The organism is Limnospira sp. PMC 289.06, assembly GCF_032350395.1.
Lineage (GTDB): Bacteria > Cyanobacteriota > Cyanobacteriia > Cyanobacteriales > Microcoleaceae > Limnospira > Limnospira platensis.
The window spans coordinates 13,317-32,859 of record NZ_JARPLC010000048.1; the positions used below are offsets into that span (position 1 = coordinate 13,317).

Annotated in this window: 19 protein-coding genes; 9 read left to right on the top strand and 10 right to left on the bottom strand. The window is 44.4% G+C overall.

Translation table 11 applies throughout. The annotated features are described in order from the left end of the window. Positions 1-1,593: 1,593 nt before the first annotated feature. Positions 1,594-2,931 (bottom strand): TRAP transporter large permease, encoded by a 1,338-nt coding sequence (locus P5674_RS12085; RefSeq protein WP_006618028.1) that lies wholly within the window; start codon positions 2,929-2,931, stop codon positions 1,594-1,596. 434 nt (positions 2,932-3,365) lie between these two features. On the opposite strand from P5674_RS12085, the gene urtA reads away from it, so the two are divergent. From urtA to urtE, 5 genes are all read left to right on the top strand, one after another. Continuing rightward, positions 3,366-4,670: an urea ABC transporter substrate-binding protein gene (gene urtA / locus P5674_RS12090; RefSeq protein WP_006618029.1), complete on the top strand. Its 1,305-nt coding sequence runs from the start codon at positions 3,366-3,368 to the stop codon at positions 4,668-4,670. Between the two features lie 79 nt (positions 4,671-4,749). Then, on the top strand, positions 4,750-5,916 hold the full coding sequence (locus tag P5674_RS12095; protein WP_014277338.1) for an ABC transporter permease subunit: 1,167 nt from the start codon (positions 4,750-4,752) through the stop codon (positions 5,914-5,916). Between the two features lie 71 nt (positions 5,917-5,987). Beyond that, positions 5,988-7,151, top strand: a complete 1,164-nt coding sequence (gene urtC / locus P5674_RS12100) for an urea ABC transporter permease subunit UrtC (protein ID WP_014277339.1) — start codon at positions 5,988-5,990, stop codon at positions 7,149-7,151. A gap of 25 nt (positions 7,152-7,176) precedes the next feature. Beyond that, a complete protein-coding gene (gene urtD / locus P5674_RS12105; protein WP_006618032.1) occupies positions 7,177-7,914 on the top strand; it encodes an urea ABC transporter ATP-binding protein UrtD in 738 nt (245 codons plus the stop codon). Between the two features lie 5 nt (positions 7,915-7,919). Then, entirely contained in the window at positions 7,920-8,672 is a 753-nt protein-coding gene (gene urtE / locus P5674_RS12110) for an urea ABC transporter ATP-binding subunit UrtE (protein WP_014277340.1), read from the top strand. On the opposite strand, the gene P5674_RS12115 is transcribed toward urtE, so the two are convergent. Genes P5674_RS12115 through P5674_RS12130 form a run of 4 tightly spaced genes read right to left on the bottom strand, consistent with a single transcriptional unit; the run spans position 8,669 to position 12,437 of the window. Continuing rightward, entirely contained in the window at positions 8,669-9,778 is a 1,110-nt protein-coding gene (locus tag P5674_RS12115; protein ID WP_014277341.1) for an NAD(P)/FAD-dependent oxidoreductase, read from the bottom strand. The genes urtE and P5674_RS12115 overlap by 4 nt on opposite strands. Before the next feature lie 36 nt (positions 9,779-9,814). Beyond that, positions 9,815-10,348: a photosystem II protein PsbQ gene (gene psbQ, locus P5674_RS12120; RefSeq protein WP_231852042.1), complete on the bottom strand. Its 534-nt coding sequence runs from the start codon at positions 10,346-10,348 to the stop codon at positions 9,815-9,817. Positions 10,349-10,389: 41 nt separating this feature from the next. Further along, a complete protein-coding gene (locus tag P5674_RS12125; RefSeq protein WP_014277343.1) occupies positions 10,390-11,178 on the bottom strand; it encodes an SDR family NAD(P)-dependent oxidoreductase in 789 nt (262 codons plus the stop codon). Between the two features lie 17 nt (positions 11,179-11,195). Further along, the gene (locus P5674_RS12130; protein ID WP_006618037.1) at positions 11,196-12,437 is read right to left on the bottom strand and encodes an FIST signal transduction protein; all 1,242 of its coding nucleotides are present in this window, start codon (positions 12,435-12,437) and stop codon (positions 11,196-11,198) included. A 234-nt stretch (positions 12,438-12,671) separates the two neighbouring features. Here P5674_RS12130 and P5674_RS12135 point away from each other — a divergent pair, with 234 nt between their 5' ends. From P5674_RS12135 to P5674_RS12150, 4 genes are all read left to right on the top strand, one after another. Beyond that, positions 12,672-12,896, top strand: coding sequence for a Calvin cycle protein CP12 (locus tag P5674_RS12135; RefSeq protein WP_006618038.1), 225 nt, complete (start codon positions 12,672-12,674; stop codon positions 12,894-12,896). A 219-nt stretch (positions 12,897-13,115) separates the two neighbouring features. Continuing rightward, entirely contained in the window at positions 13,116-13,682 is a 567-nt protein-coding gene (locus tag P5674_RS12140) for a DUF3177 family protein (RefSeq protein ID WP_006618039.1), read from the top strand. Between the two features lie 4 nt (positions 13,683-13,686). Next, on the top strand, positions 13,687-13,959 hold the full coding sequence (locus tag P5674_RS12145) for a DUF7734 family protein (RefSeq protein ID WP_006618040.1): 273 nt from the start codon (positions 13,687-13,689) through the stop codon (positions 13,957-13,959). 78 nt (positions 13,960-14,037) lie between these two features. Further along, a complete protein-coding gene (locus P5674_RS12150; protein ID WP_315670016.1) occupies positions 14,038-15,441 on the top strand; it encodes a hypothetical protein in 1,404 nt (467 codons plus the stop codon). 210 nt (positions 15,442-15,651) lie between these two features. On the opposite strand, the gene P5674_RS12155 is transcribed toward P5674_RS12150, so the two are convergent. From P5674_RS12155 to P5674_RS12175, 5 genes are all read right to left on the bottom strand, one after another. After that, complete coding sequence (locus tag P5674_RS12155) at positions 15,652-16,743, bottom strand: hypothetical protein (protein ID WP_014277346.1); 1,092 nt, start codon at positions 16,741-16,743, stop codon at positions 15,652-15,654. A gap of 42 nt (positions 16,744-16,785) precedes the next feature. Beyond that, the gene (locus tag P5674_RS12160) at positions 16,786-17,772 is read right to left on the bottom strand and encodes a hypothetical protein (protein ID WP_014277347.1); all 987 of its coding nucleotides are present in this window, start codon (positions 17,770-17,772) and stop codon (positions 16,786-16,788) included. Between the two features lie 192 nt (positions 17,773-17,964). Continuing rightward, on the bottom strand, positions 17,965-18,201 hold the full coding sequence (locus tag P5674_RS12165) for a hypothetical protein (protein ID WP_006616310.1): 237 nt from the start codon (positions 18,199-18,201) through the stop codon (positions 17,965-17,967). A 77-nt stretch (positions 18,202-18,278) separates the two neighbouring features. Beyond that, the gene (locus P5674_RS12170; RefSeq protein ID WP_014277348.1) at positions 18,279-18,962 is read right to left on the bottom strand and encodes a hypothetical protein; all 684 of its coding nucleotides are present in this window, start codon (positions 18,960-18,962) and stop codon (positions 18,279-18,281) included. A gap of 39 nt (positions 18,963-19,001) precedes the next feature. Next, entirely contained in the window at positions 19,002-19,262 is a 261-nt protein-coding gene (locus P5674_RS12175) for a hypothetical protein (RefSeq protein ID WP_014277349.1), read from the bottom strand. Positions 19,263-19,543 lie beyond the last annotated feature (281 nt).

A 19,543-nucleotide genomic window follows, 5' to 3' on the forward strand; every position in this document is an offset into this window, starting at 1 on the left:
AGTTGAGCGTGACACTTCTGCAAAAGTCCCTCCGTCTCCTCTTTTTGCGATCGCAATTGTTCCAATTCCCCTTGAGTCTGTTTGTGTTGACTGTGGGAGGACTCTAATACCTCCATAGTTTCCTGAAGTTGAGCGTGACACTTCTGCAAAAGTCCCTCCGTCTCCTCTTTTTGCGATCGCAGTGTTTGCAGATTTTGTCGCGCCTCGTGTAACTGAGCCTTAGTCTTATCAACTTCCTCAGCCGCTTCTTTTTGCATAAACTGAGCCTGTTTCAACTCCTCAGTCTTATTATTCAGCTTGTCTTTAGTTTCCTGTAACTCCTGTTGGACAGACCCCAGTTGTGCTTTTGACCCTTGCGCCTGTTGAACCTGAATATGAGCCTTTTCTAGTTCCTCCAATACCTCATCAAACTTCAACTGACCCTGCTGTAACTCCTGCTGAATGCTCGTAAATTTCTCTTTAGTTTCCTGTAACTCCTGTTGAACAGACTCCAGTTGTGCTTTTTCCTGTTGCGCCTGTTGAGCCTGAATATGAGCCTGTTCCAGTTCCCCCAATACCTCATCAAACTGACACTGAAGCAGGTCTAACTGTTCAGTGGCGCTGGTTAGCTGACCTTGAATAGTCTGTAACTCTTTTTGTAGCGACTCCAGTTCCGCTTTATCTGCTTCCTGCTGCTGAATTTGAGCCTTAGCCTTTTCTAGCTCCTCAGTAGTGCTAGTTAGCTTGGCTTGAGTTTCCTGTAACTGCTGTTTGACCGACTCCAGTTGTGCTTTTGACCCTTGCGCCTCCTGAATTTGAGTCTTAGCCTGTTCCAATTCCCCCAAAACCTGATTTAACTGAGAATTGAGCTCCCGTTCCAATTCTTGCTTGCTCTCCGTATCCGAGGCTGTTTCCTGCTGAATTTGATGTAACTTAAAATGAGTTTCCTCAAATTCCCCCAATACCTCATCAAACTGACAGTTGACCTTTTCTAACTCCTCAGTAGTGCTAGTTAGCTTGGCTTGAGTTTCCTGTAACTGCTGTTTGACCGACTCCAGTTGTGCTTTTGACCCTTGCGCCTCCTGAATTTGAGTCTTAGCCTTTTCTAACTCCTCAGTAGTGCTAGTTAGCTTGGCTTGAGCTTCCTGTAACTGCTGTTTGACCGACTCCAGTTCCGCCTTGTCCGTTTCCCCCTGCTGAATTTGAGCCTGAACCTGGTCTAACTGGGTGCGAGTCGTGTTCAAACTATCTTGAGTAGTCTGTAGCTCTTGTTGTAGGGACTCCAGTTGTGCTTTTTCCGCTTCCTGCTGGTGAATTTGAGTCTTAGCCTGCTCCAATTCCGCCAAAACCTGATTTAACTGAGACCGGAGCGCTTCTAATTCCTGTTGACAGTTAGTATCAGAGGCTGTTTCCTGCTGTGGAATTTGGGTCTGAGCCTGTTGGAGTTCCCCGGATACCTGTTCAAACTGAGACTGGACTCGTTCTAATTCCTCCCAAACATCACGCAATTCGGATTTAGTTTGCTCGAGTTCTTGTTGTAACTGTTCCTGAGTGGGTTTCGCCATAATGATTATCTAATCGCACAAATAAGTAATGTCGCTAACTGTATCTATTCTAACGGCCGATGTTCTGAGCGAGATCTGGCAAAAAGTTGACCAGGGAGGGAAAGACGACTATCAACCCTAAAACGATAAGCTGTAGGGTGATGAATGGAATCACACCGTGATAAATGTCTTCGGTGCTGATAGACGCAGGAGCCACACCTCGTAGGTAAAATAGAGCAAAGCCAAAGGGAGGGGTGAGGAAGGATGTTTGTAAATTAGCGCCTAATACTACCCCAAACCAGACTAAATCCATATTATAGCTTTGAGCAATGGGCAGTAAAAGGGGAACTACAATAAAGACTATCTCGAAAAAATCGATAAAAAATCCCAACAGAAATACGATTAACATTGAGATGATCAAAAAGCCGATTTGACCGCCAGGAAGATTGAGAAACATATCTTTAACTATGTTATCTCCCCCTAGTCCCCGAAACACTAAACTAAAAGCTCGTGAACCTATCAGGATAAATATTACCATACTGGTGGTTCGTAGGGTGGCATCACAGGCGCGATATAGGTTATCCTTGGTCAGTTGACGGTTAAAAGCGGCTAGGATAATTGATCCTACACATCCCACGGCTCCGGCTTCTGTGGGTGTGGCTATGCCAAAAAATATACTTCCCAAGATTAACAAAATCAGTAATATGGGCGGAATTAATACTTTGATGACTCGCTGTTTGAGACCGGGTGCTGTGAGGACTTCTGTGGGTAAGGCGGGGGCGATATCAGGGCGTAACCAGGAGGCGATCGCCACATGAATAATAAAGGCGGTAGTCATTAATAGTCCGGGAATTACTGAGGCAATAAATAGGTTGCCGACGGAAACTCCTAGTTGATCTCCTAAGACTACTAAAACTACACTGGGCGGGATAATTTGCCCTAGGGTTCCTGATGCTACAATTACTCCGGTGGCGAGTCTTTTATTATAGCTGTAGCGTAGCATGGTGGGCAGGGAAATTAAACCCATAGCTATGACGGTGGCGGCGACTACTCCGGTGGTGGCGGCTAGAAGTCCCCCTACTATGATAACGGCGATCGCTAATCCTCCCCGCATTCTTCCGAATAATATTCCCATGGTTTCTAACAGGTTTTCGGCTATGCCAGTTTTTTCTAGCATTGAACCTAGGAAAATAAAATAGGGAATTGCCAGCAGTGTAAAATTGTTCATAATCCCAAATATCTGCTGTGGCATGGCTGACCATAAAATGGGATCAAATACTCCGAAAATTATGCCAATTAGGGTGAAAATTAGGGCGACACCACCCAAGGAAAAAGCCACTGGATAGCCTAATGCTAACACTATTAAAGCCACGATAAACATGGCAATACTCAACCATTCAAAATTCATGCGATCGCTGTTTAGCTTAAAATTTCCACAACCAGAAACAAAATTTTTCTATGATATCATATTCAGGTCACATATAGTTATTAACCTCCATAACTGATGATTAGCCCCCAATGCTCACTTTTGACCGGAAAACTGTATTAATAGCTACATTTTTTGGGGTTGACTTAGCCTAGGATACACCACTAGCCTTAAAGTTAACTAAAAGTTAAGACCATTTCTCTCTCACCAAGTTAGCTAAGGGTAAATGCTTAATTAAGTCTATGGGCTTGAGTAGATTTATCCATGGTAAAACTAACCTTGGTGGTATGTAATTGGTCTTAAATTTACTCAAGTAGCATCAACTCTCGGAAATTGGCTAGTAATTAAAAAGAAATTGTCAAACTTGTGATAATTTCCTGCTTCGATTAGTTCCCGTTACAACTGGTAAAATTGATATGATAAACAGAAGATTAGGGCGACGCAAGTTTTTATTGTATGGGTCGGCTACCTTGGGTGCTAGTGTACTATTAAAAGCCTGTGGTTCCCCCTCGGAAGATGCCACAACTGGGACTCCTGGAAGTGGCAGCGGCGATACGATTAAGGTCGGTATTCTCCACTCTTTAAGTGGAACTATGGCAATTAGTGAAACCACGGTTGTGGAAGCCGAACAAATGGCGATCGCTGAAATAAATGCAGCCGGAGGAGTGTTAGGAAAACAGATTGAAGCAGTAGTTGAAGATGGCGCTTCTGACTGGCCGACCTTTGCCGAAAAGGCCGAAAAACTCATTGACCAAGACCAAGTGGTTACCGTTTTTGGTTGCTGGACTTCTGCCAGTCGGAAAGCAGTTAAAGATGTGTTTGAATCCCGAAACCATATGTTATGGTATCCCGTGCAATACGAAGGGCAGGAATGTTCTCGGAATATTTTTTACACTGGGGCTGCACCCAATCAACAAATCGAACCAGCCGTCGATTGGCTATTAGAAAATAAAGGTCGAGAGTTCTTTTTGGTCGGGTCTGACTATGTGTTCCCCCGCACAGCAAACACCATCATTAAAGAACAGCTTAGGGCTAAAGGTGGCACTACCGTAGACGAAGATTATCTACCTTTAGGAAATACAGAAGTTACCGGAATTATTACCAAGATTAGGCAGGCATTGCCCAACGGAGGCGTGATTTTTAATAGCCTAAATGGTGATAGTAATGTCGCTTTCTTTAAACAGCTACAGGGTTCAGGATTAACACCGGATTTATACCCGGTCATGTCCGTGAGTATCGCTGAAGAGGAAGTGCAACAAATCGGCCGAGAGTTCCTAATTGGACATTATGCCTCTTGGAACTATTTTCAAACTGTAGAGACCCCAGAAAATCAGACTTGGGTGGAGGCATTTAAGGCTAAACATGGTCAAGACCGGGTTACTAATGACCCCATGGAGGCTGCTTATACTATGGTTTATCTGTGGAAACAAGCAGTTGAACAAGCGGGGACAGCGGACGATTTAGAAGCCGTTAGGGCGGCGGCAATAGGTCAGCAATTACAAGCCCCCCATGGGTTAGTAACTATTAATCCTAATCATCACTTATCTAAGACTGTGAGAATTGGTCAAGTCCGTGATGATGGTTTATTTGATATTATCTGGTCTTCTGATGGTCCGGTTGAACCATTAGCCTGGAATCAGTATGTTCCTAGCACCAGGGGTTATGCCTGCGATTGGACTGACCCCGCCCGTGGTGAAAGATTCCGAATGGAAGGGGTTTAAACCTTCCCAAATTAGGGGCAACTCGGAAGGGTTGCCCTTTCTTAAATAGCCTGAATCTATGTTATTTAAATCTTGAAAAATGCAAGAACTTGCGATCGCTTTTTTTAATGGCATCAGTATCGGTTCCGTCTTACTCCTCGCCGCTTTAGGACTCTCAATCACCTTTGGATTAATGGGGGTAATTAATCTCGCCCACGGGGAGTTAATGATGCTGGGTGCTTATGCCACCTTTGTCGTGCAGAATATGTTTAGACCCCTGGGAGAACCCCTGTTTAATTTCTATATATTCTTGGCTATTCCCGTTGCCTTCATTGTCGCCGCTTTAGTCGGATTATTATTAGAAAGAGGCGTGATTCGATACCTATATGGGCGACCCTTAGAAACCTTATTAGCCACCTGGGGGGTTAGTCTAATTTTACGCCAATTTGTCCGTAGTGTCAACTGGCAAATGGTAATCGGTTTGGGCTTATTTTCCCTCTTGTTTTTTGGGGGCTTATTCTTCGTTAAGCGTCGCCAGGACTGGGAGAAAATTCGCAAGTGGGCGAGGGCAGTTTTGTTAGTCTTATCTATCGGAATTTCTACAACTGCTAGTATTCTGATGGGTAACTTAGCAGGGCAAGTTTTGACCAGACCCTGGTTTAGCGCCCGAAATGTCGATGTGACCGCCCCCGCTTGGTTACGAGGAGGGTTCGCCCTAGGGAATTTTCAAGTTCCTTATGCGCGGGTATTTATTATTATTCTGGGGTTGGTATGTTTGGGGTTGATTTACCTATTTCTTAATCGCTCTAATTGGGGTTTAAGGATTAGGTCAGTAACTCAAAATCGCCAAATGAGTGCTTGTTTGGGTATCCCTACAGACCAGGTTGATGCTTTGACATTTGCTATGGGTTCGGGACTGGCTGGGGTGGCAGGTTGTGCGATTACTTTATTGGGTTCAGTCGGACCGAATACCGGACAAAATTATATCGTTGATACCTTTATGGTCGTGGTAGTTGGTGGGGTGGGAAATTTGCTGGGGACGGTGTTAGCCGCTTTAGCTATAGGCAGCTTAATTTATTTGATTGGTTCGGGAACATTGGCGTTCTTATTATCCTCTGTGGATGTTCTACAGCCTGTGGTCGATTTCTTGAGTTTCTTTGCCACAACCAGTATGTCTAAGGTGTTAGTCTTTGCGCTAATTATTGCCTTTTTGCAAATTAAACCTGCTGGCATTTTCCCGCCTAAAGGCAGAACTGCTGAGTTGTAGATGGGGATTTGCGAACACTTGAAAAATCAACATTTTATCCATGGTTAATTAAGGTTAATTGGGTCATATATATGAATCAGGAAATCGGTAGGATCGCCCAACAAAAACAGAAGCAACAACAGCGACTCATTGAAATTGTGGTAATTATAGCGATCGCCATTATTTTAGGTGTGATTATGCCTTTAGCTTTGCCAGTCTTCAGATTAAAGCTATTGGGGCGTTTCTTATCCCTATGTATTGTCGCCCTCGGGATTGATTTAATCTGGGGATATACAGGACTGCTAAGTTTAGGACATGGCATCTTTTTTAGCCTGGGAGGATACGCCCTAGCCATGTATTTACAGTTACAGCTTCCAGAAGGTCAAATTCCCGACTTTTTTATGCTGTATGGAGTCGAAAACCTTCCCTGGTTTTGGGAACCATTTTATTCGTTTCCGTTTACCCTAGTTGCCATCTTTTTAATTCCCGGTATCGTGGCGGCAATCTTGGGATATTTGGTATTTCGTAACCGCATTAAAGGGGTTTACTTTTCCATCCTCACTCAGGCGGCTTTGCTGGTATTTTTTCATCTGTTTAACGGTCAACAAAAATATATTAACGGCACCAATGGACTCAAAACAGATACCACTATGATTTTTGGGACTCAGGCGGGTTCCCCCGCCGCCCAACTGGTATTTTATGAATTGTCGATTCTGTTGATGATCTTAATTTATTTACTGTGTCGGTGGCTGACCAGTGGGAGGTTTGGGCGTTTATTAGTAGCCATTCGAGACGATGAAAATCGGGTGAGATTTTCTGGCTATGACCCCACCGGGTTTAAGGTTTTGGTCTTTGCGATTTCGGGGGCGATCGCCGGAATTTCTGGAGCATTATATACTGTTCAAAGTGGTATTATCACCCCTAGTTTTATGGAGGTAGCCTTTTCTATTGAAATGGTGATTTGGGTAGCCGTTGGCGGTAGGGCTACCCTGGTTGGGGCGATTTTGGGAACTGTATTAGTGCGCCTCGGTCAAACCTTCCTCAGTGAACAATTCCCCCAAGTTTGGCTATTTTTTCAAGGGGCATTATTCTTAATTGTGGTGACAGTTCTCCCTAGTGGTATAGTGGGATGGTTACGAACAGATGGTTGGGAATATATGCGATCGCTCTTAGGTTTACGACAGCCTATCATGACCTATCCTCAACTAGAAGAAGACCCCGAATTGCAATTAGAACGCGAAGAACTTGAGAGTTAATATTGAGTTGATTAATTGACTGGTCATGAATATCTTAGAAATCGAAAATGTTACCGTAAATTTTGATGGTTTTAAAGCCCTCAATAACCTTAACTTTAGCATGAAAACTGGGGAATTGCGGGTAATTATCGGCCCTAATGGTGCGGGAAAAACTACCTTTTTAGATACCATCACCGGAAAAGTGCAACCTACCCAAGGACAAGTTATATTTAAGGGTCGGAATTTAGGCAATATCCCGGAATATAAAATCGCTCGGCTAGGAATTGGTCGCAAGTTTCAGACTCCCAGAGTTTATCTAAATTTGACCGTAGCCGAAAACTTGGATCTGGTGGTTAATCAAAATAAAAATGTGTTTCCTACCCTATTTCGTCGCCCTATTTCTGGAGAAAAACGAACCGTGGCGGGACTGTTGGAAACGGTGGGTTTAGCAGCCAAAGCCGAATTAAAAGCCGAATTTTTAGCCCACGGTGAAAAGCAGCGCCTAGAAATTGGTATGCTAGTGGCGCAGTCCCCCGATTTATTATTAGTTGATGAACCGGTGGCGGGACTAACTGATGAGGAAACGGAAAACGTCGGTAATTTATTGTTAGCCTTAGCGGAAAGTCACTCAATTATTGTGATTGAACATGACATGGAATTTGTCCGACAAATAGCGCGTCAGGTGACAGTATTACACCAGGGCTCAGTTTTGTTTGAGGGAAATATGGATCAGGTGCAAAATGACCCCAGAGTGATTGAGGTTTATTTAGGAAAGGAGGAGTAAGTAAAATGACATCAACTCAAGCCGATATCCAACCCCATATCATCCCATCAAACCTCATGTTACAGGTTTCTGGTGTGAATGTTTATTACGGAGAAAGCCACATTTTACGGGATGTTGATTTAAGTGTTCCGGTGGGGGAGATGGTTTGTCTAATTGGTCGTAATGGTGTGGGAAAAACTACCTTATTAAAAACCATCATGGGACTACTCAAACCTCGCACCGGACAGGTGAAATTTGCGGATGTTCCCATTACCCAAATTCCCACCCACAAACGGGCTAAATTAGGCATTGGTTATGTTCCCCAAGGGCGAGAAATTATCCCCCGCGTCACGGTGCAGGAAAATCTCCTGTTAGGCTTGGAAGCCTCTGGGAAAGCCGGGAGAGGTAAAAGAGAAATACCAGAGGATATTTTTGATTTATTCCCAGTGTTAAAAACTATGCTGTCTCGTATGGGGGGAGACCTTAGCGGTGGTCAGCAGCAACAATTAGCGATCGCCAGGGCGTTAATGGGAAAGCCGCGTCTATTAGTCTTAGATGAACCCACAGAGGGCATTCAACCTTCAATTATCCTAGAAATTGAAGCAGCGGTGCGGCGGATTATTGAAACTAGGGGAATTTCTGTGTTATTGGTGGAACAGCATTTACACTTTGTCCGCCAAGCCGATCGCTATTATGCCATGCAAAAAGGCGGAATAGTTGCCTCTGGCTTAACTGAAGATCTCAGTCGGGAAGTCATTAAAGAGTTTTTGGCGGTCTAAATGCTACCACTAATCATCTGACGTATTTCTAAGGCGGTTGCTGGGGCTAATAACACCCCGTTGCGGTAGTGTCCCGTAGCGAGTAGGACATTAGCAAAACCCGCCAAAGGACCGATAACCGGGGCGGGTCTACCTTCTGGACGAGGCCTTAACCCATGCCATTGGTGGATAATTTCCCCTTGGGCGAGGGCGGGACAAATAGCGATCGCCCCTTGGAGAATAGAATCAAGTTGTTGTGGTTGCCCTTGGACTTCCCCGCTGGGGTCTGGAAATTCCACCGTTGCACCCACCCAATATTCAGCACCCCCCAAAGGTACAATATGCACATCATCCCCAGTAATCACAGGTTGAGGATGATTACCCCCCAAAGGTTCACCACAGCGCAATTTGAGGGCTTGTCCGAGGACGGGTTTAATTGTTACCCCAGAGGGCATAGATTGGCTCTGGAGTAGGGGTGTACTCCCCAAACCCGCTGCCACCACCACCCAGTCAGCCGGAAGGCTTCCAGAGGCAGTATTTAGGCGCTGACAGAGTTTCTGACCATGACCCAACTGGGTAATTTCCCAGCCCTCGACATTAACACCAAAGTTAAATTTAGCCCCATTTTTTTGGGCGGCGGCTACTAGGGCTTTAGTTATAGTTGTGGGGTTCACTTGACGATCGCTTGGGGAATATATCGCCCCCGTGACTCGCTCACAATTAATCTGGGGATAATGCGATCGCACAGTTGGCTGATCCATTAACTCCAGGTGAAAACCTTGTTCACGGCGGATAGTAGCTAATTCTTGCCAACGATGCCAATTTTCCCCCTCAAACCCTAACATCAAAATCCCTTGGCGGTTAAAAGGAATGGCATACCCATTACAGGCTTCCAATTCAGGAATTAGGGTTTCATAGCGTGCCATACTCTCGCGCCGTAAAGCCCAAGCCCGCCCCTTGGTTTTGTGACTAATGACCCCCATTAATACCCCCAAAGCGGCGGCGGTTGACTGGGTAGCGGGTGGATGACGATCTACCACCGTGACGGTTAACCCCGACACCAGACTAAGTTCGTAGGCGATCGCCGCCCCGATAATGCCACACCCGACAATCACAACCCTAGTCATAAGCCACGCGCCTCGCCTTCCCTAACTGCCTATTCCCTAAACTTGGGGAAATTTGCTCAAAAACAAATCTAGGTCTTTCAGGGCTTCCTGATAGCTGATAGCCGCCTGTTGGCGATCGGCTTTAGCCGCCGCCTCACTCATATCCTGTAAATGCTCAAACACCTCGCGGGACAATTTGCGGGCTTCTGGTTGTTCATTGGGAAGTAGGTTCCGAACTACATAGTTCATTTCCTGAAGTACAGTACCAAAGGGACCGTGGGCAAAATTATCGATATTGATCCAGTCACCCTTTTGGATATAACTAACCAGTTCTGTGGTGGAGCGATCGCGTATAGCCACGATATTAGATTTATACTCCTGGATTTTTTCAAGCTGAATACTGCTATAGCTGGGAGGTTCCACCGCCACAGGAGAACTGCAACCTACCACGAAGGCGGTTACAAATGCCAAAACACAAGCCAAAATTGAACGATAACGCTTCATAACCAAAATTGTTTTTTTGAAATCTGCTCCGATTTGCACAAAGCGCAAACGGTTTAACAAACCATTGTTGCAGAAAACATCTACCACAGCTTATTGAATTGATAAATTAGGCTAAACAGAAGGGAAAGCTACCCTTTGGGTCGGAATTGCTTTTCTACCAAACTGGCTATGGTATCTCTGGGCATTAACCGTGGTAAGTTGACAATAATCTGATTAGGGATACCTCCCGTCACCAGGGTAGAGTCTTTTTTGTCTAAGGTAGAGAGGGTTTCCTTCACCACTTCGGCGGCGCTGGCATAATTGTTACCAGAGCCTTTCATGGACTGGGGAAATTCGGCATTTTCAAAAAAATTCGATTCTGTCGGGCCAGGACAAAGGCATAAAATCCGCACCCCTGTATCCTGATTTTCCGCCCATATAGCCTGACTAAAGTTGACCACAAAGGCTTTCGTGGCAGAGTATACAGACATATAGGGTAGGGCTTGATATCCGGCGATCGATGATACATTGACGATCGCCCCAAAGCTGCGGGCTTTCATCACCCCCAGGAATAGATGGGTCAACTCTACCAGGACGGTAACATTGAGTTGCACCATTGCCAATTGTTTAGCGAGCGATCGCTCATCCAAAGGTCCATAGTCCCCAAACCCCGCATTATTTACCAACAGATCCACCGTCTCCGGTCCCCCCTCCACCTGGTCAAAGATTACCTGTCCCGCGCCCGCTTCCGTCAGGTCTTGGCTGATTACCTGGACTTTTACCCCGTATTGGGATTGTAACTCCGAGGCCAACTTTTCTAATTTATCTTGCGATCGGGCTACCAAAACCAGATCGCTATTTTGGCGGGCTATTTGTCTAGCAAACTCTTCCCCAATACCGAATGAAGCCCCAGTTACTAACGCTTTTTTGATTTGCATGATGTGATCTCAAAATATTACCGTTGGCGCAAAATGCCAAAAACACAAGTATACCCATGCAAAAATGTAGCATTTCCCACGGGTCCGATTTCACCATTACAGAAAAATCCCGTTAGGGGTATTTTAAAATACTCCCGAAATAGATTCGAGTCAAAATCTGGCTGGCCATAAAGATTTTCTCCCCGTCCCAAACAGGAAAACATCAGCGCCCCTTCCTTAGCTACTTCTGTAGTAGCTTCTGTCAGCTTCTGGTGGCGAGTTAGTAACCCTTTCAAGTCTTCCGCAGAAGTGCGACTATCGCGCAAATGAAACTGAATGCGTTGTCCCGGTCTAACGCGATCGCCTATAGCCATAGCCCCCACTCTGGGGTCAACTCCCATCAAATTACGAATTAAAAAATCCCCCGATTCTAAATTGGCTTTAAACTCATCGCGCGCCACACCCACAAACAACGAATTTTGAGCCAGTTGTCGGTCTTCTTCCCCCAGTTCCGCGATCAATTCCTGTAGTGCTTCTAAAGGCGCGACTTCGTCGCCACAGTTAATATTCAGACCATCAGTTTCCGAACATTTCTGCACCGTTAAGATAATATTTCTTTCCCCTTCACTCACCCGATAAGGCTCCCCAATGGGACGACATCCCTGAGCCACAATAGTTTCTAAGACAATATTTCCCGTTAAGGCCACTCCCACAGCTTCAGCAGAGTACATCTCGCCCTTACAAAATACAGCCGTCGCCCGACCCATCATCCCAGAACTAGCTAATCCTCCCACCTTCGGCGATTCTGGATAGGCATAATCTAACCCTTGTAGGAGATCATTAATCTTCCCATAAAACGGGTCAATCAACACAATAAATTGAGGGTCATTTTGGGGATGAACCCCAATCAATTCTACCCAGTCCTCTGGGGGGTTATCTAAATCAGGTAGATCATTGGTAGTTAGATGAAAAGGACAAATATCAACCCCCGGAAGATGGGCTAAACATAAGCCTAATGCGGGTTTACCCTCGATTTCTTTTACCTGTGTTTCCGTCTGCATACCAACTATACCGCCACCTGTACAGCCAATTAGCACCCGCACCGAAAGCTGTTCCGCTAATAATGGCATGAGTCTGGGATAATCACTGCTAAACGCCGAAGATATAAACACCAAACCTAGATCCGGCGACGATTTCAGCGATTCTTGACATTTTTTAACTACCTCCGTCACTGCTGCTTCCAAGGATGGACGAGTGGAAATCGCGCTGACCCACTCCATGGGTCCTGTTGTATTTATCATTATCCTAAAGTTGCTATCACTTGATTTATGGTGGGTTACGAGAAATATTAAAAGATTACTTCCGATTTTGGGTTGACGCTTTCGAGTGATCTATTACAAACTATGGGCAGCCTAAATTTATCTGATGCAGGGAACTATCTCAATCATTGCCTGCTATCATAGTTGATTGGGTCAGGCTTTTGGTAAAATTTGTAAGATTGGACAAGAGGTTATATGAACAACGACATTAACGAAATCATCGAAAAAGAACGGGAAGAAGCCCGTAACGTCTGCGATACTCAAGGGGGAACCTCCCCAGAGTGCGCGGCGGCTTGGGATGCTGTAGAAGAAGTTCAGGCGGCGGCGGCTCACAAAAAGCAAAAACCCCAGAAAAGCTCTTTTGAGGTTTATTGTGACAATAACCCAGAAGCCGCAGAGTGCCGGCTTTACGACGATTAACTGCCCCTGGTTTACCTAACTCCCCTAGCCTTGGCTAAATCGCCATGCTAGGGGGCATACCTGACCCATAATGGGTCATATTTTTTCGGTTTTGGGAAAACTGACCGAAATGGTCTTGGGTCGCTCCTGCACGGTCTCAGCACTCTCTATCAAAATATAATGTTAAACCCCATCATATCCATAGCTGCTACTCCGTCAAGTCTGGAGACTTGGGTTTGGATGGATTACAGACTCGCGGTTATATTTACGGTTATCCTTCCCCTAATTTTACTTATTTGGGCTCTGGTGGAAAAGCTGGAGGTTATCACTCACCTGTTGATTATCTATTGGCGGGTCGCTAGTCTGTTGATGATTACCCTTTATCTGATGATCGCTGCTATCCCCATAGGTTTTATTTGTGCGATCGCTTCTCGTATCCTCATCCCAGTTAGTTTATGGTTTTGGGTCGATCTCAACGAAGAAATCGAGGATATGCAGCCTTCCCCCTTAAAATTGACCCTCACCAGTTGGCGATGGGCGATTACTGTTTATAATGCGATCGGGGCCCTCATTTTTCTGCCTTCCCTTCGCTGCGCTTTTTTCAGCGCTGAGAATTTATTGGCTGACCCCGGCTGTAGAATTTGGCTTGACCCCCCTTGGATGTATAAACAGATTTTTCATCCTGGTTGGAATCCCCCATTTTTGGGCTTTTTGGCAATTGTCGGCCTCTTAATTTATGTCGGATGTTTTGCCTATTTTGTTGTCATTCGTCTCGGAAGACAGGGACGTTCGGCTACCGGAAATTAGTCTCATGCAAGATACCTTAGAAAATTACACCAAAAATCATCCTGGGGAAGTTTTGCTCGTGCGGGTCTCAGTTGACGGAGAATTAGATGAAATTGCCATTTTTAAGGGTTTTTCTAGTTCTCTCATGCGACCTACTGCTTTTGACCCTGATATTCCCGTTTTACCTGACCATGCCCAAATTTTGGAGATAGATCGCCTCCTGAGTCCCTATGACCCCGCCAATCCTAAATATATTCAACGAGGATTGACTTGGGATACAATGCAAAGCCTACTCTAGCCACTTTTTCCCACTTCCATGATCACCCCGCACCATCACCTTGTTATAATTGGATGATCGAGCAGGCAATCAGGGGCTATGCAAAATCAACCTTCCATTAAACAAGCTAGGCTGGGTGATCCAGAGGCGATCGCATCCGTCATTCAACACCTACTCCCCCTTGAGGATACCACCGTTTACACCCAGCTCAAAAATGATTATCTCGAAATCACCCTAGAGTCTCCAACACTTCCTCATCAAGATTATTCCGTTGATTTAGTTAAACAAATTATTAGTAAAATTCAGCCTCAAAATATTACCAACATTGTAGTTCAAGGTCGAGAATTAGCGCAATTTCACCCCGCCTGGACTCAATGTATTGACATCACTCAAACCCCCCCTCATAAACCACCTAAGCCAGCAGCATATCCCTTTAAATGGCCCCGATGGTTCCCTTATCCTAGTTCCTGGTTAAGGACAACTGGCTTATTTTTATGGGCTTTTCTGGTCTTGACTATTTTCGCGCGCTTTGGGGGTTTTTGGAGTTCTTTTATCTATGACATATCAAATAATCATCACCTAGCATTATTTATTTTAGCCAGTAGCTTAATTTCAGCAATTGCCGTTTTTTCATATAGCCATCATTTCATAAAATCCGCTTTGAAAAAACCTCGCAAATTCTCCAAATATCCAGGTTCACAAAGTATTTGGGAAGGCATACTAGCTGTAATTATCTTATGTATAGCTACATTAGTCTTTTTGATAGTTGTTGTGCCTTTTTATCCTGACCAATGTTACAGTTACAGCTCTTATTGTCATCTCAGATATTGGGAATCAGCCCAATTAGTAGTTAGTTCAGGTATGTTGATTTCCTTTATTTCAACCCTGTATTTATATCAGGCAGAATTCTTAATTAGAAAGCACATTTCTCGCCAACAAATATTAAAATTTGCCTCCATTGCCGCCGTTTCATGTACCCTTATTATTAGCTTGAACATAAGTTATAGGAACTTAGAATACATCAAATTTATAGTCAACAATATTGTCACAAATTCCCAAAGCCTAATCGCTACCACAACCCAACAAACAACAGAACCCCTAATTAATTCCGAACCCCCACCAGCAGCACAGATAGAATCATCCCCAGAACCCCCACCAGCAGCACAGATAGAATCATCCCCAGAACCCCCACCAGCAGCACAGATAGAATCATCCCCAGAACCCCCACCAGAAGCAGAGATAGAGCCACCCACAGAACCCCTAGTTAATTCAGATCCCTTTGCTGAAGCCGTCCGCAAAGCCACAGAAGCAGCTAATTTGACCCAAACTGCTCAATCACAACAAGACTGGGAAACCATCAGCAAAAATTGGCAACTCGCCAGCCAACTCATGCAGCAAGTCCCCTTTAATGACCCTAATTATCTAACTGCTCAAGATCGGGCTGTTCTCTATTACAATAACTACAATTATAGCCAGACCATGGCAACTAAAGCCACCAGATGATTGATAAGAAAAGGCGATATCATGTAGGGGCGCGCCTCCGCTGTCAATTATATTTGCCAACCAGAAGATTAATAAACCCGCCCTCACCCACCATTATCAATTATATTTGCCAACCAGAAGATTAATAAACCCGCCCTCACCCACCATTATCAATTATATTTCCATACAGTAGGCGGGTTGATTGATGTTAGTTAACCCGCCCCTATGGGACTATTTACCCTTTTGTTGATTTTTCGCCTGTTCTAAGGCGATTTCTTTCATGGCTTGGAATGAATTAGAATTAGAGGAACCTTCGATCGCCTTAACCGCTAAATCTTGAACTTGCTTGAGGGCTGAGTCTAGTTGTTTAGAGATGCTTTGAATGCGATTTTCTTGATTGCTAATCGTTTCGCTGAGGGATTTAACTCGCAGTTCGTAGAACTGTTTTTGACCTTCCACTTCTTTACCCCATAAATCAGCCTTAATTTTGGCTTGATAATTGCCGATATTCCGCCCCATTTCCTTGCCTTTTTTAATGGCATCTTCCAGGTTTTTCTCAAATTCTGCCACCTTGGTTTTAACTTCTAAATGTTCTTGTTCCCGTTGAGCGATCGCTGTTTCTGTTTCTAACCATTCTTGCTGCTTTTCCTGTTGAAATTCCTCAAGCTGTTTGTAAAGTTCAGCCTGATTTTGTTGATATTGTTCTTGGTCTAAGTCTCGCTCAAGTTGCAGGTTATATTGATAAGTATCCTGGTCGCGCTCCCGGTTTTTAGTCTCCGTCTGATTGCGTTCTTTAACTAACTGTTGATGTTCTTCTTTTTCCTTCTTCCAGGTGGCTTGTTGTCGTTCCCATTCCAGTTCTAAAGTCTCGCGGCGATCGCTTAATTCCTGCTCAAATTCTTTAAAACTCTGATGATACTGCTGAATCAAAACATCTAAAGTATCATCACTTATTGACTCAATATTATGCAATTCTAGCAAATGCTGTTCCGCCTCTGCTACCCCATTTTGTAATTCTTGTAGTCGGGTAGCTTCTGACGTTAACTGGTCTGATAATTCACTAATTACCCCCCCAAAACTTGACTGAAGTATAGTTAAATTATCTAGGGTAGATTGCAATTTTGACTTATTGGACTTAGGCGGTTGTGCCGGTGGTGTAACCGTCTTAACTGCTGTAGCTGCTGGGGGTGGCGGTGGTGGCGACGGTGGCGCGGCGGCGGGGGATTTACTAGCCTCTGCTTTCAGGGATTCCTGTTCTTTTTGCAGTTCATGATAGGCTGCTAAAATTTCCGCTTTGGTGTTGCGATCGCTGATTTTTGCCATGATAATTATTCTCCGATTTTTCCTAGTTAAATTTTCCCGAAATTATTGATTGTTACGATTACTAGAAAACGCCCTCATTGCCAAATCTTGAGCCTGTTTCATGGTTTCCTGCAATTGTGCCGACAAATTCGTGATTTGTTCATTTTGTCGCTCAATAGTTGCTTCTAATGATGCCACTTGCAATTGATATCCCTGTTGATTAGATTCCCATTCCTTAGCCAACAGATCCGCCTTAACTTTTGCCTCGCGAGTAGCTTCTTGAATCGCCTCTTCTTTCGCTTTATTTAAAGCCTGTTTTAACTCTTCCTCAAAGGTAGCCACCCGTTGGCGATCGCTCTCAAATTTCGCCTGTTCCGCATTCAAAACTTTTTCCCTTTCTCGCCAATTTTTCTCATTTTCTTTAGTAGTTTCCTCAATTTCACGTTCTAAGCGACGCTTCGCCTCCTCATATTGATCAGTTTCAATTTGTCGCTGGCGCTGTAAATTATAATTATAATCCTCCACTTCCTGCTGACGATGTTTAGCCATATTTTCTTGATATTCAGCCGCAGCCGCTTCCCAGTCCTCTTCATCTTTTTCCCATAACTTCCGTTCCCTAGCCATCTCTTTTTCCAGGCTTTCTTGACCTTGGCTCGCTTGTGTCTCTAGCAAGTTCATCTTTTCTTGATGTTCTTGGGTTAAAAGATGCAAAACATCAGCCACCACCCGGATTTTCTGGAGTTCCTCCAGTTGCTGAGATTGAATACTAATGCCGCGTTTAATAGCATCTAATTTAGCAGATTCGGTTTCTAGTTTTTCCGAAAGTTCCGTGATTACACCACTAAAATCTAGCTGTAAATCTGCTAATCCTTTCACCAAGCTATCAACCGTATAAGTCGCCGCCTGTTCCAGAACCTGTTTCCGTTTTTCCCGTTCGGCTTGTTCTTCTTTGGTCGCTACCTTGGAAACTATATTTTGGCGATCGCTAATAATTTTAGAGAACGCCGCCATAATTTGAGACTGGGTTTCTAAAGATGCTAATTTGCTCATGATTTGACCTCGCTCATTTTAGATTCATAAAATCACCCGAAAATTGCCAACTTAACCCTCGTGGTTATCGACAAATCTCCGGATTTTAGCGATACTTTGATCTGAGTTTTTGGGCTGCTCACTTATAGCGGGTTGCTCAGGGTTTAAAGTTGCTAAAATGGCTCGACAATTCGGGCAGCGATTACCTTCCCATCAATAGCAACCATCAATTAATCCCATTAGCAAAGACTTCAAACGTTGATTTTCTTCGAGAACAGCCTGATAGTTTGTCTGAATGGATTTTACCACAAAACTAATATGTTGCAAATCATCAGATAGACTAGAGATATCTTCTAGGGTATGATTTCGGAGGCGATCGCTTAAACTCAAGTTTTGCAGCAGTTGACGTTCCCACAAATCCTTTCGCGTTAACCGGACTACATTTTTCATCAGATATCCTCTAAATTTTCACTTCCTAACCCTCCCCTCGGTCAGGGGAGAGTTAAGCTATCAATCCGATTCAATCCCTAAGACACTGCTACCGGAATTTGTTGATCATTAGCCGGAGGTAACATCATCTCATTGTCGCGATCTGAGGGGGAATGAGCCGCCATCAAACAAGCCACTTCATGAGGTGACAAATTATCCAAACAGATCATTTGTCGGGTTCCTTCCAAGTCAATCATACGGGACAGGTTAGCCCCATCAGCTAAAACCGCCGCCGCCTGTTCTAAAATCGACCAATCACTACGTTCGACCCAAGACCACTTTAAACTATAGTAATTAATCGGCTTTACCACTCCATTTTCATCAGGTTTCTGACCAGAATGGCGGACAAATTCCGGCACAAAAATCCCCATAGCGGGTTCTACACCTTGGCTTTGTACAGAAGCCACCAAGCGGTTAAAATCACTGAGAGAGCGACTTTTAATATAGGTGACCAGTACAACACCTTGGGGAAGTTCTCCCGATTCAGCCACAAACCAAATTTGTCCCCATAATGTGTTGTTAGTTTGCCCTAAACTGCCAAAAAATTTGCTAAATTTGATAATCGTCATCGAGCATTTAGAGCCATATTCTTCATCTCCAATCATCCATTTTCCCGATTGGCAATTATTGCGGACAGCGATAGGCATTTCCGGCACTAAAATCGCTTCTTTGTGCTTACTTCCAAATACAGAAATTGTGGGTTTTTCGTTGGTTTTATTCATGGTTTATTTAGGTTGTGAAAATTTGGATAAAATCAGCGTTTAGCGAATCACAGAAACTGTCTTTTCCGGTTCAGGATAAGTAGATAATGGTTGGGGTTGTGCTTTCAAAATCTTTAGGACAGCGATCAGTTTCTCTAAGGTCTCCGTGTGAGCCGCTGTAAAGTGAATGCTAAATCCTGTACCGTCGCGCGTATAACCAGGACAGACTAGGGACGCTGAACCTAGTTCCTCATGGGTGGCAATATACAGCCAGTCGCGATCATTGAGTTGGTAATGGGTATCAGTCCAAGTCCTAAGCATGGGATCTGTCCTCCGGTTCGCCATTTGACCCAACATCTGGGAGCCTTCGACTCTACATCTAGGGCATGATGTGGTTGAATTGACAGTTGAGCGCTATCAGTAGAGCCTAAAGGGTTGATGTTTTGTTCAACTAAATCTATACTAACAAGTGTTGATGGTTTCGTCAAGTGGCAAGTTGAAATTTTATCAAAAATCATGGGTCTAAAACCCCGCCCTAGAAGGGCTGCTTTCACTTAGCCAAGCATTTTGTGCTATGGTGAACAGCATAGAGTCTGTTCGAC